General features: G+C 71.6%; 14 protein-coding genes. 1 reads left to right on the forward strand and 13 read right to left on the reverse strand.

What is annotated here, in order from left to right:
• Nucleotides 1-10: 10 nt before the first annotated feature.
• From H295_RS0139090 to H295_RS0139140, 11 genes are all read right to left on the reverse strand, one after another.
• Nucleotides 11-805: a rhamnogalacturonan acetylesterase gene (locus tag H295_RS0139090; protein WP_028810160.1), complete on the reverse strand. Its 795-nt coding sequence runs from the start codon at nt 803-805 to the stop codon at nt 11-13.
• Between the two features lie 93 nt (nt 806-898).
• The gene (locus tag H295_RS0139095; protein ID WP_020140806.1) at nt 899-2,242 is read right to left on the reverse strand and encodes an ABC transporter substrate-binding protein; all 1,344 of its coding nucleotides are present in this window, start codon (nt 2,240-2,242) and stop codon (nt 899-901) included.
• A gap of 198 nt (nt 2,243-2,440) precedes the next feature.
• Nucleotides 2,441-3,286, reverse strand: a complete 846-nt coding sequence (locus tag H295_RS0139100) for a PmoA family protein (protein ID WP_020140807.1) — start codon at nt 3,284-3,286, stop codon at nt 2,441-2,443.
• A complete protein-coding gene (locus H295_RS0139105; RefSeq protein ID WP_020140808.1) occupies nt 3,283-4,476 on the reverse strand; it encodes a Gfo/Idh/MocA family protein in 1,194 nt (397 codons plus the stop codon). The genes H295_RS0139100 and H295_RS0139105 overlap by 4 nt, the downstream gene beginning before the upstream one ends.
• Before the next feature lie 1,072 nt (nt 4,477-5,548).
• Nucleotides 5,549-6,445: a carbohydrate ABC transporter permease gene (locus H295_RS0139110; protein ID WP_020140809.1), complete on the reverse strand. Its 897-nt coding sequence runs from the start codon at nt 6,443-6,445 to the stop codon at nt 5,549-5,551.
• Nucleotides 6,442-7,380, reverse strand: a complete 939-nt coding sequence (locus H295_RS0139115; protein ID WP_020140810.1) for a carbohydrate ABC transporter permease — start codon at nt 7,378-7,380, stop codon at nt 6,442-6,444. Before H295_RS0139115 ends, H295_RS0139110 begins: the two co-directional genes overlap by 4 nt.
• A 130-nt stretch (nt 7,381-7,510) precedes the next feature.
• A complete protein-coding gene (gene araD / locus H295_RS0139120; protein WP_020140811.1) occupies nt 7,511-9,256 on the reverse strand; it encodes an L-arabinonate dehydratase in 1,746 nt (581 codons plus the stop codon).
• Nucleotides 9,253-10,164 carry a dihydrodipicolinate synthase family protein gene (locus tag H295_RS0139125; RefSeq protein WP_020140812.1) on the reverse strand — a complete coding sequence of 304 codons (912 nt, stop codon included), beginning with the start codon at nt 10,162-10,164 and terminating at the stop codon, nt 9,253-9,255. The genes araD and H295_RS0139125 overlap by 4 nt, the downstream gene beginning before the upstream one ends.
• Nucleotides 10,161-10,817: a GntR family transcriptional regulator gene (locus tag H295_RS0139130; protein ID WP_020140813.1), complete on the reverse strand. Its 657-nt coding sequence runs from the start codon at nt 10,815-10,817 to the stop codon at nt 10,161-10,163. Before H295_RS0139130 ends, H295_RS0139125 begins: the two co-directional genes overlap by 4 nt.
• A gap of 130 nt (nt 10,818-10,947) precedes the next feature.
• Entirely contained in the window at nt 10,948-11,703 is a 756-nt protein-coding gene (locus H295_RS0139135) for an MBL fold metallo-hydrolase (RefSeq protein WP_020140814.1), read from the reverse strand.
• Nucleotides 11,704-11,777: 74 nt separating this feature from the next.
• Nucleotides 11,778-12,362 (reverse strand): TIGR03086 family metal-binding protein, encoded by a 585-nt coding sequence (locus H295_RS0139140; RefSeq protein ID WP_028810162.1) that lies wholly within the window; start codon nt 12,360-12,362, stop codon nt 11,778-11,780.
• A gap of 182 nt (nt 12,363-12,544) precedes the next feature.
• Here H295_RS0139140 and H295_RS48270 point away from each other — a divergent pair, with 182 nt between their 5' ends.
• Nucleotides 12,545-14,089, forward strand: coding sequence for an MFS transporter (locus tag H295_RS48270; protein ID WP_051135687.1), 1,545 nt, complete (start codon nt 12,545-12,547; stop codon nt 14,087-14,089).
• Here H295_RS48270 and H295_RS0139150 read toward each other — a convergent pair.
• Entirely contained in the window at nt 14,026-15,195 is a 1,170-nt protein-coding gene (locus tag H295_RS0139150) for a hypothetical protein (protein ID WP_020140817.1), read from the reverse strand. The genes H295_RS48270 and H295_RS0139150 overlap by 64 nt on opposite strands.
• Nucleotides 15,192-15,485, reverse strand: a 294-nt coding sequence (locus tag H295_RS0139155) for a dihydrodipicolinate synthase family protein (RefSeq protein WP_028810163.1), incomplete at its 5' end; no start/stop codon positions are given. The genes H295_RS0139155 and H295_RS0139150, both read right to left, overlap by 4 nt.

Genomic DNA, 15,485 nt, shown 5'->3' on the forward strand with positions numbered 1-15,485 from the left:
GAGAAACGGGTCAGACAGCGGCCGGCGACGGCCAGGTGATCCAGGACTCCGGGATCTCGGCGTCGAGCCGGCGCACGTCCCGGGGCGCCAGCACCCGCCGGTGGAGCAGTTCTCCGGCGACCAGACGGGCCACCGCGATGGCACCGGGCGGATTGAAGTGCGTGTTGTCCTGCTCGGTCGCGGTCCAGTTGAAGTACCGCTTGGTCTCCTCGACGCCGAGCCGCTGCCAGAGCGCGAGCGACAGGGCCTGGATGTCGAGCAGCGCGACACCTTCTTCGGCGGCGAGCGCCCGTACGGCGGCCGGGTACTCCTTGTGGGTCGGCACGGCGTTGCCGCTCGCGTCGAACTTCCGCCGCTCGACCGAGGTGGCCAGCACGGGCCGCGCACCCCGGGCCCGAGCGGCCTCGACATACAGCCGCAGATACTCCTGATACGTGGACCACGGCTCGGTGTACCGGGTCGGGTCCTCGGACTTCTCGTCGTTGTGCCCGAACTGGACGAGCAGGACGTCACCGGGCTTGATCAGCCCGAGCATCGCGTCCAGCCGGCCTTCGTCGACGAAGGACTTGGAACTCCGCCCGTTCACCGCGTGATTGGCGACGGAGAGGCCCTTGTGCAGAAAGAAGGGAAGCGCCATGCCCCACCCGGTCTCGGGAGCGGCGTCGGAGTATTTCTGCGCGGCGGTGGAGTCACCGGCGATGTAGAGGGTGCGCTGTTCTCCGGCTTGCGCGGTACCGGTGGCGCTGAAAGCGACGGGCACGGCGGCGAGCGCCGCCACGGTGACCTGTCTGCGTGTGAGTGACACCTTGGGTAGCCTTTCTTCCCTCAGGGGCGCGGGGAACTGCGCGACCAGCCACGACGAACCCGCAGCTCCCCACGACCGCATTCACCCGGGCTCTTAGCCGTTCTGTTCCTTCCATTCCGCCTGAGCCTTGTTCAGCTGATCGGCCATCGTGTCCAGGAAGTCCTTCGCACTCATGTCACCGAGCAGCACCTTCTGGAAGTTCGGCTCGTTGTCCGCCTTGGAGATGGTGTTCCAGTCGGGCAGGTAGTACGGCAGCTGGACGATCGACGTGGAACCGTCGGTCAGCGCGGCCGCGGCCAGCTTCGTGGGCTCGGCCTCGGAGATCCACGCGTCCTTCGCGGCGTCGTTGTTGGACGGCACCTGCCCGGCCGCCTTGTTGAACTTCGAGTTCTCCGCGTGCGAGGTCGCGAACTCGATGAACTTCCAGGCCGCGTCCTTGTTCTTCGAGCTCTTGAACACCCCGAGCCCGTCGACGGGGTTGGAGACCTGGACCCGCTTGCCGTTCGCGCCGGCCGGCTGCGGAATGCCCCGGAACTTGTCGACGCCGAGCGCCTTCACATGGTCCTGGTAGGAGCCCAGGTTGTGGTTGAGCATGCCGATCGTGCCGGAGTCCCACTGGGCGACCATCTTGGTGAAGTCGTTGTTGAGGTCGGCGGCCGGGGTGTCCTTCTTGTACAGCGCCGCGTACTTCTCCAGCGCCGCGACGTTCTTCGGGTCGTTGAGCGTGGTCTTGTCGCCGTTCCAGAACGAGGTGATCCCGCTCTGCCCGTACGCCGCGTCCAGCGCCTGGGCGATGGACCCGGCTCCGCCACGGATGGTGTAGCCGAACTCGTTCTTCTTCGCGTTGGTGAGTTTCTTCGCGGCCTCGTAGAACGTGTCCCAGGTCGTCGGCTCGTCCAGTCCGGCCTTCTTGAACAGGTCGGTCCGGTAGTACAGCACACCGTTGTTGGCGGAGGTCGGGATCGAGTAGAGGGTCCCGTCCCCGCCACCGGACGCCTTCAGCACGCTCACCATGTCCTCGTTGAGCTTGCCGTTCAGGGCGGACCCCGCGAGCCGGTCGTCGAGCGGCTCCAGCGCGTTCTGCGCGGCGAACCCGGCGAGCATGGCCGCGCCGACTCCGCCGACGTCCGGGAGGCCGCCGCCCTGGATGGCGGTGTCGACTTTGGACTGGTACTCGGTGGACGCGATGCCGACGTACTCGACCTTGATGTCGGGGTTGGCCTTCTGGAAGTCGGCGATGACCTCCTTCCAGATGTCGGTGCGCACACCGCCGTTGTTGTCCCAGAAGACGATCTTTCCCTTGCCGCTGCCGTCCTCTCCCTTGTCGCCGCCGGCCCCGCTGCCGTCGTCACCGCAGGCGGTGGCGGTGAGCGCCAGGACGGACCCGAGGGCGACGGCTGCGGCAGCGCGCCTGCTTCTGCGAATGCTGATCTTCATTGGTCGGCTCTCTTCTTATGAGTCCAGCGGAGATGTGGAGTCCAGCGGAGATGTGACGTCGTGGGGGGAAGCCAGAGGGATGCCAGGGGGAAGCCAGCAAGCGCTTGCTACGAAGGTGCTGCGTCATTGCGGCTCCCCACGGGCTCACGGATTCGGTGCGTTACAGGCGGTCGGTGCTGCAGTGCGGGTTCGGCCGGGTCACTGGCTGACCGCCTTCCGCACCAGGGCCGCCGCTTCCAGCCGGGGCAGGCGTCCGTCGGCGACGACGGTGACGATCCGGCGTACGACGGTCTCGCCGGGCGGGACCGGCAGCCGCGTCCCGGACGCCAACGACGAGCCCACGCCCGGGTATTCGGCGGCGCGCACGAACCAGGGATCGCGACGGGTCACCTCGTCGGCACCGGCGAAGACGAGCGTCCAGGCACCTCCGGTGAGGGCGACCCAGTCGGCGCGGGTGCCGTGGACCGCGTCCTCGCCCTCACGGTCGACGGTGAACACCTCGGGTGCCGTGGCCTCCTTGCGGGCCCGCCAGAAGAAGCCGCCATAGGCCGCGCCCGGGCGGCCGTTGGTGGCCGGGTTGCCGATCGAGAGGGGCTCCTGGGTGACGTTGGTGAGCGCGAAGGTGAAGTCCAACGCCCAGGCAATCGGGGTGAGTTCGGTGGCGGAGACGGTACGGCGCTCGCGCAGCAGCTCGGCTCCGGAGGCGACCCAGCGCAGCTCCTCCACGAAGCCGTCCGGGTCGCACAGCGAGAAGGAGGCGTGGCGCTGGGCGCCGTGGTTGTCGAGCTCGGTCGGGCCCCGGTCGCGAACGTAGGTGCGTCCGCCCCAGAAGTTGTGCCCCTCGACGTCGGGAACGGCGACACCGACGCCGAGGTGGTGGGGGTGGTCGGCGGGGCCGAGTTCGGTGACCGCCGTGCCCGCCAGGGTGGTCACGGGGTGCAGACAAGGCCGCGGGGAGAGCCGGTCGGGCAGCTCGGGGCGGGTGACGTAGCGGCCGACGGGGCGGCCCGCGACCCGCAGGACCGGGGCATCGGGGGGCGTCATGTACTCACCTCGTTCGCTTCGTGCGGCCGGGCCCAGTCGGCGCCGAGCTCGGAGTACAGGGCGAGGCTGTCCGCGGCCGCGGCCACGAGCCCGTCGATGCCGGGGACGACCCGGCGCTCCTCGTCCGGCAGCAGCCGCCAGGCGGACGCCGGCAGCGGGGCCGGGTCGGGGGCCAGCCGGATCGCCTCGACGACCTTCATGAAGGCACCCGTCGCCTCCGGGGCGACCAGCAGCTCGTCGCCGTCGGTGAGGTGGCCCACCAGGTTCTCCAGCAGGTCGGTCAGGCCGTACTCGTACTCCTCGGGGCCGTGCCCGGCCCGCTGGAGGAGCACCCGGTCCTGCTTGTACCAGTAGGTGATCCGGCCGCGGTCACCGTGCACGACGACGTACGGGTCGCCGGGGTCCTCGGCGCACAGGGTCACGGCGACGGTCACCCGGAGACCGCTCGCCGTGGTGACGCGGACGCAGGAGGTGTCGTCGGACTCGATGTCGTTGGCGCGCTGGAGTTCGGTCTCGATGCGGGCGACGTCCTCGGCGCGGCTCGCGTCGGCCAGGGCGAGCGCGGTGGCGACGGCGTGCGCGAGAGGGTTGGTCAGGGCGCCGTCGATCACGTCGACGCCGTTCATCCGCCGCTTGCCCGCCCAGGGCGCGCGCCGGTAGTACGACTCGGCGCGGGCCCAGGCTCCGGCACCGCCGATCCCGGTCAGCTCGCCGATCGCGCCCTCCTCGATCAGCCGGCGGATCGCGGGCACGGCGTGCGAGCCCAGCGACTGGAAGCCGATCTGGCAGGCGATCCCGGCGGCGGCGACGCCGTCGGCCATGCGGCGGAACTCGGCGTACGACGGCGCCGGGGGCTTCTCCAGCAGGACGTGCACGCCCCGCTCGGCCGCCGCGAGCGCCAGGTCGGTATGGGTGGGGATCGGTGTGCAGATCACGGCGATCCGGGCGCCGGTGGAGTCGAGGAGCGCGCCGAAGTCGGCGGACTGCTCGGGCGTGCCGAGACCCTCGGGGATCTCCTCGCCGGTCAGCGGGGTCAGCTCGCAGATGCCCGCCAGCCGTACGATCCCCTTGTCCTGGAGCCGGCGGATGTTCTCCAGGTGCCAGCGGCCGTGGCCGCGCGCGCCCGCCAGGACGATGTCCACGGTGCCGGTGACGGCTGTGGTGTTCGTGACGGTCTCGTCGGTGTTCATGGCATCCTCCCTGCGCCCGCGCCGCGTGCCGGCTGTCGGTCGGCCGCCGCTGCACTGTCGATCTTTGAGTGCAGGGTAGGCGCCCGGCCGCCCTCAGCCGGGGTCACATGGTCGCCGCCCCCACGGGCCGAGCACCGCCGACCCGCACCCGGGCCGGAACCGACGCCCCCACGGGTTGAGCACCGCCCACCCGCACCCGGGCCAGAACCGACGCCCCCACGGGCCGAGCGCCACCCACCCACACCCGGGCCAGAATCGGCACCTCCGCGGGCCGAGCACCGCCCACTCACGCCGGGGCCGGAACCAACGCCCCCACGGGCGGAACGCCACGCACCCACGCCACGGCCAGAATCGACGCCTCCGCGGGCCGAGCGCCGCCCGCCCGCACCCGGGCCAGAATCGGCGCCTCCGCGGGCCGAGCACCGCGCACCAACACCCGGGCCAGAACCGACGCCCCCACGGGCGGAACGCCACCCACCCACGCCACGGCCAGAACCGACGCCTCCGCGGGCCAAGCACCGCCCACCCCCGCCGGGGCCGGAACCGACGCCCCCACAGGTGGAACGCCACCCACCCACGCCACGGCCAGAACCGACGCCCCCATGGGCGGAACGCCACCCACCCACGCCACGGCCAGAACCGACGCCTCCGCGGGCCAAGCACCGCCCACCCCCGCCGGGGCCGGAACCGACGCCCCCACAGGTGGAACGCCACCCACCCACGCCACGGCCAGAACCGACGCCCCCACAGGCCGAACGCCACCCACCCGCACCCGGGCCAGAATCGGCGCCTCCGCGGGCCGAGCACCGCGCACCAACACCCGGGCCAGAACCGACGCCCCCATGGGCGGAACGCCACGCACCCACGCCACGGCCAGAATCGACGCCTCCGCGGGCCGAGCGCCGCCCGCCCGCACCCGGGCCGGAATCGGGCTGCTCCCCCGCGCCCCCGGCCCGCCGTGCGACCGTCCCGGTGTGCGGGCGGCCGGTCGCCGTACCCGGCGTCGACGACATCTCCGCAGGCCCCGGCGCCCTGCCGAGCGGCGGATGTCCCACCGCGATCCGACGGAGTCTCATCCCTTCACCGCCCCCGCGCTGAAGCCCGTGATCAGCCACTTCTGGATGAAGGCGAAGACGATCACCACGGGGACCGCGGCGATGATGCCGCCGGCCGCCAGCGCGCCGAGGTCGACGCTGTCGGCGCTCATCAGGGTGTTGAGGCCGACCGGGATCGTCTGCTTGTCCTGGTTGTTGAGGAACATCAGGGCGAACAGGAAGTGGTTCCAGGAGTGCACGAAGGCGAAGGAACCGACGGCGATGAGACCCGGCCTGAGCAGCGGCAGCACGACGATCCTGAACGCCGTCATCCGGTTGCAGCCGTCCACCCAGGCCGCCTCCTCCAGGGAGTACGGCACGTTCTTGATGAAGTTGCTGATCAGGATCATCGACAGCGGCAGCTGGAACACCGTCTCGGCGATGATGACGCTGCCCAGCGAGTTGATCATGTTCAGCTCGGCGAAGATCTCGAACAGCGGCACCAGGAGCAGTGCGCCCGGCACGAACTGGGAGCACAGCAGGGCCAGCATGAACGCGTTCTTGATCCTGAAGTCGAACCGGGCGAGGGCGTAGCCGCCGGCCAGGGCGACCAGTGTCGTCATCACCAGGGTCGCCAGACCGACGTACACGCTGTTCTCGAAGTAGGTGCCGAAGGACCGCTGCGTCCACACCTTCTCGAAGTGGTCGAAGGTGATCGGCCAGGGCACCAGCGAGGTGGAACCGGCCGGGCGCAGCGCGAACAGCAGGATCCAGTAGAAGGGGATCAGGGTGAAGACGAGGTAGATCGACAGGGGCGTGTAGATCTGCCAGCGGGGCACCTCGTCCCAGGCGCGGCGGTGCTTCACCGGACGGGTCGCCTCCGGCGCCTGCGGCACGGGAGCGGGCGCGACCTTCGTGGCCTCCTTGGTGATCACTTGGAACCGCCTCCGAACTTGCTCAGCCGCAGGTAGACCATCGAGCAGAAGAGCAGGATCACGAACGCGACCGTGGTCAGGGCGGACGCGTAGCCGAAGTTGTGGGCGTCGACGCTGGTGTTGGCGATGTAGAGGGGGAGGGTGGTCGTCTCCCCCGCGGGCCCGCCGCCGGTCAGCGTGTAGAGCAGGTCGACGTTGTTGAACTCCCACACCGCGCGCAGCAGCGTGGACAGGATGATCGCGTCCTTCAGGTGCGGCAGCGTGATGTGCCAGAACTGCTTGATCTTGCTTGCCCCGTCGACCTCGGCGGCCTCGTACAGGTCCTTCGAGACGGACTGGAGGTCGGCGAGGATGAGGATCGCGAAGAAGGGCACCCCGCGCCACAGGTCGGCGACGACCGCCGCCGAGAACACGGTGGAGGTGTCCGACAGCCAGCTGGTGCCGTAGGAGCCGATGCCCAGGTCGGCGAGGTAACGGGTGACGCCCGTCTGGGAGTTGTAGAGCAGTACCCAGATCGCGGAGGTCAGCACACCGGAGACGGCCCAGGGCGAGAAGACCAGCGCGCGTCCGAGCCCCCGGCCCACGAAGGTCTGGTTGACGATCAGCGCGAGCGCGAGGCCGAACAGCAGCTGGAGTCCGACCTCGACGAGGACCCACTTGGCGCTGAAGGTCAGCGTGTCCCAGAACTGCGGGTCCTTGGTGAAGATCTGGACGAAGTTGTCGAAGCCCGCGTACCCGTTCCGCCACGGCTTTGTGGGGTTGTAGTTCTGGAGGCTGTAGTAGAAGACGCTGATGACCGGGTAGGCGATGAAGCCCAGCATCAGCAGGGCCGCCGGGGCGATCAGGAGGTACGGCAGTCGGCGGGGCGTGGCGGAGGCACGGCGCCGCCGCCGGGGTGGCGCGGGCGGTTTCGCCACGGCTGCGGCTTGGGCCATGACAGGGTCTCCGTTCTGGGTGCGGTAAGCGCTTTCTCGCTGTGCATGGGTGCCACTTGAGGTTGTGTGGCGAGTGCGGGTCTGCTGTGGCTGGTCGCGCAGTTCCCCGCACCCCTTGAGGTGGGTTCAGTCACCCTGCGTAAGGGTCTGAGACCTTGCCCTGCCTGGCCAGGAACTCGAAGTCGCAGCCTGTGTTCGCTTGGGTGATCTGGTCGTTGTAGAGGGCGCCGTAGCCTCGCTCGTAGCGGGTGGGCGGTGGCGTCCAGTCCTTACGCCGACTCTCCAACTCCTCGTCCGTGACGTCGAGTTGAAGCGTGCGCGCCTCGACGTCGAGGGTGATGCTGTCTCCCGTCCGCACGAGGGCCAGCGGGCCGCCCACGTACGACTCCGGGGCCACATGGAGCACGCACGCGCCGTAGCTCGTGCCGCTCATGCGGGCGTCGGAGATGCGGACCATGTCGCGCACGCCCTGCTTGAGCAGGTGGTCCGGGATCGGGAGCATGCCGTACTCCGGCATCCCGGGACCGCCCTTGGGGCCGGCGTTGCGCAGCACCAGGACGCTGTCCGCGGTGATGCCCGACTCCGGGTCGTCGATGGTGCGTTGCATGGACCTGTAATCGTCGAAGACGACCGCGGTGCCGGTGTGCTTGAGCAGGTGGGGCTCGGCGGAGATGTGCTTGATGACGGCGCCGTCCGGGCAGAGGTTGCCGCGCAGGACGGCGACCCCGCCCTCGCTCGCGACCGGGTTGTCCCGGGTGCGGATGACGTCGTCGTCGTGCACGACCGCACCCTCCAGCTGCTCGCCCAGGGTGCCGTTGACGGTCGGCCGGTCCAGGTGGAGCAGGTCGGTGATCCGGGAGAGGAAGGCGGGCAGACCGCCGGCGAAGTGGAAGTCCTCCATGAGGTACGTCCGTCCGCCGGGCCGTACGTTCGCCAGTACCGGGACCGTGCGGGCGATGCGGTCGAAGTCGTCCAGGGTGAGCTCGACGCCTGCCCGGCCGGCCATGGCGATCAGGTGGATGACCGCGTTGGTGGAGCCGCCGAGCCCGAGGACCGTGGTGACGGCGTCCTCGAAGGCGTCCCGGGTGAGGATCTCGGACGGCTTGAGGCCGGTCCAGGCGAGGTCCACGGCCCGGCGACCGGAGCCGGCCGCCATGCGCTCGTGCGCGGAGTCGACGGCCGGGATCGAGGAGGCCCCTGGCAGGCTCATGCCAAGGGTTTCCGCGGCGGCGGTCATCGTCGACGCGGTCCCCATGGTCATGCAGTGACCGGGCGAGCGGGCCAACCCGCCCTGGAGCTCGCGCAGTTCGCAGTCGGTCAGGTTGCCCGCGCGGTGCTCGTCCCAGTACTTCCACATGTCGGTGCCGGACCCGAGGGTCTCCCCGCGCCAGTGGCCCGGCAGCATCGGCCCCGCGGGCACGAAGATCGAGGGCACGTCGGCCGAGGTCGCGCCCATGAGCAGCGCGGGCGTCGACTTGTCGCAGCCCCCGAGCAGCACCGCCGCGTCGATCGGGTACGACCGCAGCAGTTCCTCGGTCTCCATGGCGAGGAGGTTGCGGTAGAGCATCGGGGTGGGCTTCTGGTACGTCTCCGAGAGCGTGGCGACCGGGAACTCCAGCGGGAAGCCGCCCGCCTGCCACACCCCGCGCTTGACGGCCTCGGCGCGCTCGCGCAGATGGACGTGGCAGGGGTTGATGTCGGACCAGGTGTTGAGGACGGCGATCACCGGTCGACCCCGGTACTCCTCGGCCTCGTAACCCAGCTGACGCATCCGGGCGTTGTGCGACCAGGTGCGCAACTGGCCCTCGGTGCCGTACCACTGGTGGCTGCGCAGCTCTTCGGGAAGCTTCCTGCCGGTGTTCTTCTCGCTGGTCATATCGCCCACCCGGCGGCTATCGCGGCGACCTCGGCGCGCTCCGACTCGGGCAACTCCCGGCTCGGCGGCCGGACTTCGCGGCGGCACAGGCCGAGGGAGGCGAGGGCCTCCTTGACGACGGTGACGTTGTCGGCGGAGCCGTTCGCCGCCCGGAGTTCCTCGAAGCGGCGGATCTGCTCCCAGACCTTCATGGCGGCCGGGAAATCCCCGGACCGAAGCGCTTCGATCATGTTCAGCGAGACGGCGGGGGCGACGTTCACCAGTCCGGAGGTGAAACCGGTGGCGCCCGCCGAGAAGTAGGAGGGGGCGTAGGGCTCGGCGAGCCCGGCCACCCACACGAAACGTTCGAGTCCCGCGTCCCGGGCGAAGGCGGCGAACCTGGCCGCGTCCGGGACGGCGTACTTCACCCCGATGACGTTCGGGCAGGCGTCGGCGAGTTCGGCGAGGCGCTCCCCGCGGAGCTGGGCGTTGCGGAGGTAGGGAACCACTCCCAGCTCCGGAACGGCCTCGGCGATGGCGCGGTGGTAGTCGACCCAGCCGCCCTGCGAGACGTACGGGTGGACGGGCTGGTGGACCATGACCATGCCCGCGCCGAGTTCCCGGGCGTGCCGGGCGGAGGCGACCGCGGTGGGCACGTCGTGCCCCACGCCCACCAGGACGTCGGCCCGCCCCCCGGCCTCGTCGAGGGTCAACTCCGTGACCAGACGGCGTTCTTCGGGCGCGAGGGCGTAGAACTCCCCGGTGTTCCCGTTGGGGGTGAGGGTGGTAATGCCTCCGTCGAGCAGCCGGCGCAGCAGGGCCCGGTGGGCGTCCCGGTCGACGGTGCCGTCCTCGGCGAACGGGGTCACCGGGATCGCCACCACGTCGGCCAGGGCCGCCCGCTGCGCCTCGAACGTCTCGCTGCTCATTCCTGGCCCTCCTGGTCCAGCACTCCGGGGAACGCCCGCTCGACGAAGGACGCGATGTGGGCGTGCAGGGCTCGGCCCGCGCTCTCCGCGTCGCCCTCCTGGGCGAGCCGCAGGATCTCCCGGTGCTCGCCGGCCTCGCGCTCCCAGGACGGCGAGGCCGCCCAGGCGACGGCGGAGACCAGGGCGGCCTGGTCGCGGACCTCGTCGAGCATCCGGCCGAGCAGCGGATTGCCGCAGGGCAGATACAGGGCGCGGTGGAACTCCCTGTTGGCCAGGGAGCGTTCGGCGGTGTCGGTGGCGTCGTCGGCCCGGCTCAGGGCGGCACGGGCGGCGTCCAGGGAGGCCCCTCGCCGTACCGCACGCCGCAGCGCCTCGGGTTCGAGAAGCAGGCGGACGTCGTAGACCTCGCGCGCCATGTCCGCGTCCACCATGCGCACCGTGACGCCCTTGTACTGGCTCATCACGACGAGCCCGGTCCCGGCCAGGGTCTTGAGCGCCTCGCGCACCGGGGTCTTGGACACCCCGAACTGTGCGGCGAGTTCGGTCTCCACCAGGGCCTGACCAGGCGTCAGGCGCCCGGTGAGGATGCGGCGTTTGATCTCCTCCAGCACGTACTGCGTGCGGGAGGGGATCGGCGTGGGCACAGAGGTCATGCGCGCCTCTCGGATCTCGCGTATCGCGTCTCATATATGACGTACGAAGTACGACGCGTTGAAGGTAGGAGGACGGTGTTGTTTCGTCAATGCTTCCGGCAAAGGAAGTTGGCGTCGCGGTGACGGCGCGTCAGACGAGTCGGGTGGCGCCCTCGAAGGCGGTCGAGGTCCGACCGGTGAAGGCGACGGCCGCGCGGGCGGTCGCCATGTCCCGGGTGAGCGTGGGCCCGACATGGGTGACGATCAGCTCGCGCGCCCCCGCCTTGCGGGCGATGTCACCGGCGTCCTCCGGGGTCAGGTGGACCTGTTCGCCTTCGCCATGTCTGTCGAGGTCCGCCTCGCACAGGAACACGTCCGATTCCGCGGCGAGTTCGACGAGGGCGGTGCACGGGCCGCTGTCCCCCGAGTACGCGAGGACCCGTCCGGCGCACTCGGCGCGCAGCCCGTACGTCTCGGCGTCGTGGACGACGGCACGGGAGGCGAGTCTCAGGTTCCAGTGCCGGGCCTCATGGCCGTCGTACAGGGGCTGGAAGTCGAGGACACCGCCGAGGAACCCGGTGTCGGACCGCCCGAAGAACCCGGCGAGCCGATGGGCGGCGCCGGGCGGGGCGTACACCGGGATCGGGGCGGGCGGGGTGAGACCGCCGTACGCGAAGGCGTAGACGGCGGCGAGGAGATCGGCACTGTGATCGGCGTGGAGGTGGGAGATCCAGATCGCCGTGAGCCGGGAGGGGTTCGTGTGCCGCTGCAACTCGGCGAAGGTTCCGGGGCCGGCGTCCACCCACACCTCGGCGCCCCCGCCGCGCAGCAGATAGCCGGAGCAGGGGCGGCCGGGCCCCGGGTGCGGGGAGGCGGTGCCGAGGACGGTGAGGCTGAGGGGCGGCATGGTGGGGAGCGTACGGTCCGGGCCCGCCGCCCGCCGCCGGTTTCCGTTCGACTACGGCACGGTCGTACCGGCGTCTACACGGGCCGGCCCGGGTTCCGCCCGCTGAGGCCCACGGCCCGGTCGAGGAGCGGGGCGTCCTGCGGCACCGGGACGATCGGGCCGAAGATGGCGTCGCGGCTCGGGTCGTCGGCGGAGGCCTCGAGGAAGGCGTACGTCGCCTGGAGCGCGGCCGGGTCCGGCTCGTACGGCTGACCGGTGGCCATGGCCAGGTCCCAGCCGTGGACGACGAGTTCGTCGACCGCGACGGCGGCGGCGATCTCGCCGGGCAGGTCCACGCCGCCCGCGCGGGTCATGCCGGTCCAGGCGGCCGGGTCCCGCCAGGCCTCGGCGAGCTCGTCGAGGACCTTGGGGAGCTCCTGGCGCCAGCCGGGGCCGATGTCCGGGGCGGAGTCGGTCGGCGGGGTGTCGGTGGTGGCACCCAGGTCCTTGCGGGCCGCGTCGCGGAAGGCCGTGGAGAGGCCGAGCAGATGGCCGAGCAGGTGGTGCACCGCGTACTCCGGACACGGTGTGGCGTGGCCCAGCTGCTCATCGGTGACGCCCTCGGCCAGCAGGGCGATGACGCGGGTCTGCGGTCCGAGGTCCAGGGGCGGGACGGTCATGCGGTGCTCCTCAGGGTTGGCGTGGTCGTGCGGGTTGGCGTGGTCGTGCGGGTGGGCGTGGTCGTGCGGGGTGAGCGTGGTCGTGAAGGGTGGACCGTCCCCGTTCCGAAAACTCATCGCTCGCACTTCTAGGGCACCTGCCCCATCCCTCCCCCGGGGCCTTAGACCCACGCTTTTCCTCCATGACGAAGACATGGGCGGTGCTCCGGGACCGCGACGCACGGCTGTATCTCACCGGGGTGCTCGTCTCCGGCTTCGGCACCTCGGCCCTGTGGCTGGTGTCCGGGGTCTGGGTCAAGGACCTCACCGGCTCGGACGGCCTGGCCGCGCTGTGCATGCTCGCGATGTGGGCGCCGACCCTCGCGGGTCCGCTGCTCGGCACCCTCGCGGACCGCGTCCGCCGCAAACCGCTGCTGGTCGGCGCCAACCTGCTGCTAGCCGCGCTCCTGCCGGTCCTCCTCACGGCCCGTGTCCCGGTCGTCCTCACGGTGCTTCTCGTGTACGGCGCGGTGGGCGTGGTCCATGACGCGGCGGAGTCCGCCCTGGTCGCCGGGGCCGTCGCCCCGTCCCTGCTCGGTGACTTGAACGGGCTGCGGATGGCGATCACGGAGGGCATGAAGGTGATCGCCCCCTTGGCGGGCGCCGGCCTGTACGCCCTGCACGGCGGCCCGGCAGTGGCCCTCCTGGACGCGGTCACGTTCGCACTGGCGGCGGGGCTGTACGCGGGCCTACGTGTCCGGGAGGCCGGGCTCGGGCGGGAGGCTGGTCCTGGGCACAAGAGCGGGGGCGGACGGGAGGCTGATCCCGGCCGGGAGCCCGGGCTCGGACGCGAGACCAGACCCGGGCGGGAGACCGGAAACGGACACGAGACCGGTCCTGAACGGGAGAGCGGGCGCGGACCGGAGACCGGACCCGGGCGGAAGGCCGGATCCGGAGCCGAAACCGGGCCCGGACACGAGACGGGCCCCGGACCCGAGAGCGGGCGCGGACCCGAGGCCAGTCCGAGACGGGAGAGCGGGCGCGGACCGGAGACCGGACGCGGACACGGACACGGACACGGACACGAGACCAGACCCGGACAGAAGGGCCGCCCCCGACCGTCCCCCCGCACCCCCTTCACCGAAGGCGCCCGCCACCTGTGGGCCCACCCCGTACTCCGCCCCCTGATCCTGGCCGGCGGCACCACCATGCTCTGTGCCGGGGTCAACGGCGCCCTGCTCTACGCCGTGATCGACGCCCTCGGCCGCTCCCCCGCGTACGCCGGTGTGCTGTACGCCGTCCAGGGCGTCGGATCCGTGGCCGTGGGGCTGTTCTCCGGGCCCGCCCTGCGGCGCCTGGGCGGGCGCCGGTTCGCCGGGTACGGCATCGTCCTGACCGCCGTGGCCGCCGGGCTCCGGGCCCTGCCCTCCGAGCCTCTGGCCCTGGCGGGCAGCGCGGCGATCGGCGTCGGCCTGCCCTGCGTGCTGATCGCCGCGCTCACCGCCGTGCAGCGCGAGACCCCGGACGCGCTGCTGGGCCGTACCGTCGCCACCGCCCACACCCTGGTGTTCGCGCCGAACGCGCTGGGCCTCGCGGCGGGCGCGGCCCTGGTCGAACTGGTCGACCAGCGGGTGCTGTCGGCGGTTCTCGGCGTGGTGTGGCTGGCCACCGCCGTGCCCCTGTTTCAGAGGCCGGCCAGCGCCGAGCGGATCGCCTCCAGGTCACCGTCCGACGCCAACCCGGCGTGATAGAGCCGGACTTCGGTCGCCCCGCACTCCCGCGCCCGGGCCACGTCCGCCGCGAGGGTGCCCGGGCTGCCGCCCATCTCCCTGACGACGGGGAAGTTGGCGGCGATCACCGCGTCGTCCCGGAGCCCGGCGAACGGTGTGAGCAGGCTCGGCCCGTCCGCGCAGGGCACCACCACACCGTCCGCGACGGACAGGATGTGCTCCGGGTCGACTCCCGCGTTGGCGCCCACGTGGTACGTCACCGGGTCGGCGTGCAGCAGGATCTGAAAGCCCTCGGGAGCGGCCGCGCGGACCGCCCGGACGGCAGCCTCCTGAAGCGTGCGGGCCGTCTCGCCGCGCCATGTGCGGGTGGCGGCCGCGAGCCCGTCACCGAGGAGCTTCCCGACCCCGGCCCAGCCCCCGTCGTCCGGCACCCCCCGCCACAGCGGCTCCAGGGCGATACGCACAGCCGCGGCCAACTCGTCGGAATCGACGCCCTGTTCGCCGTACCCTTCGCGGCACGTCCCGCAGAAGCAGAGCGCCATGAGGTACATCCCGGCGTCGCCGAGCGGGACCCCGCCGGTCTTGTCGTGGGCGTGCAGGTGCTGGAGGCCGTACCAGCCGAGGGACTCCAGCTCGGTGCCGGCCGCGCCGGGGCGGACGGCCGCCTCCACGGCGAGGTCGACGAGGTACGCGCGCGTGGCGGGCTGGGCGATGCACGGGGCCCACGGGTAGCGGTCGCCGTAGGCGTTGACGACGGAGGTGCCCGGATGCTCGGCGCCCATACGGGAGTTGTGCGCGAGGACGACCCAGGTGTGCACCTCCAGACCGGCCCCGGCGAGTTCCGCGCAGGCCGTCCCGAAGGCGTCCCCGGGGGCCCAGTCACCGGCCGCGTACGGACGCAGTTCGCGGCCCGCCCAGCGGTCGTCCGTCGGGGACGTGGGGTACAGCACCGCCGCGTGCTCGGCGGTGACGATGCGGTGGCGCGGGTGACGGGGGGTCAACGCGCGCGTGGAGTGGTACGCGGCGGCGAGGGTCGCCTGGCGCACGCCGAGCCCGGCGATGCGGGCCGCGGCCTCCGGGTCCCCGTTGACGTCCCAGGGGTAGACGAACGTGGACGCCTTCACTGTGCCGCCTCCAGGAGCGCGTGGCCGCGCTCGATGATCTGTGCGAGTTGCTTCACATGGTCCTCGTCCGGCTCGTGCAACGGCGGCCGGACCTCGCCCACGTCGAGGCCACGGAGCCGGACACCGGCCTTCACCAGGGAGACGGCGTACCCGCGGCCACGCGCGCGTAGTTCGACGAAGGGACGGTAGAAGCCGTCGAGCAGGCGGTCGGCCGTGGCCCGGTCGCCCTCGACGAGCGCGCGGTGGAAGGCGAGGGCGACCTCGGGGGCGAAGCAGAAGACGGCAGACGA

Origin of the sequence: Streptomyces sp. 351MFTsu5.1, from assembly GCF_000383655.1 — a bacterium.
Classification (GTDB): Bacteria; Actinomycetota; Actinomycetes; order Streptomycetales; family Streptomycetaceae; genus Streptomyces; species Streptomyces griseorubiginosus.

Excerpts from the sequence above, each read along its gene's own strand:
- H295_RS0139100 (WP_020140807.1), bottom strand. The coding sequence starts at position 3,286 with ATGACGCCCCCCGATGCCCCGGTCCTGCGGGTCGCGGGCCGCCCCGTC.
- H295_RS0139125 (WP_020140812.1), bottom strand. The coding sequence starts at position 10,164 with ATGAGCAGCGAGACGTTCGAGGCGCAGCGGGCGGCCCTGGCCGACGTG.
- H295_RS0139130 (WP_020140813.1), bottom strand. The coding sequence starts at position 10,817 with ATGACCTCTGTGCCCACGCCGATCCCCTCCCGCACGCAGTACGTGCTG.
- H295_RS48270 (WP_051135687.1), top strand. The coding sequence starts at position 12,545 with ATGACGAAGACATGGGCGGTGCTCCGGGACCGCGACGCACGGCTGTAT.
- H295_RS0139095 (WP_020140806.1), bottom strand. The coding sequence starts at position 2,242 with ATGAAGATCAGCATTCGCAGAAGCAGGCGCGCTGCCGCAGCCGTCGCC.
- H295_RS0139140 (WP_028810162.1), bottom strand. The coding sequence starts at position 12,362 with ATGACCGTCCCGCCCCTGGACCTCGGACCGCAGACCCGCGTCATCGCC.
- H295_RS0139135 (WP_020140814.1), bottom strand. The coding sequence starts at position 11,703 with ATGCCGCCCCTCAGCCTCACCGTCCTCGGCACCGCCTCCCCGCACCCG.
- H295_RS0139115 (WP_020140810.1), bottom strand. The coding sequence starts at position 7,380 with ATGGCCCAAGCCGCAGCCGTGGCGAAACCGCCCGCGCCACCCCGGCGG.
- araD (WP_020140811.1), bottom strand. The coding sequence starts at position 9,256 with ATGACCAGCGAGAAGAACACCGGCAGGAAGCTTCCCGAAGAGCTGCGC.
- H295_RS0139105 (WP_020140808.1), bottom strand. The coding sequence starts at position 4,476 with ATGAACACCGACGAGACCGTCACGAACACCACAGCCGTCACCGGCACC.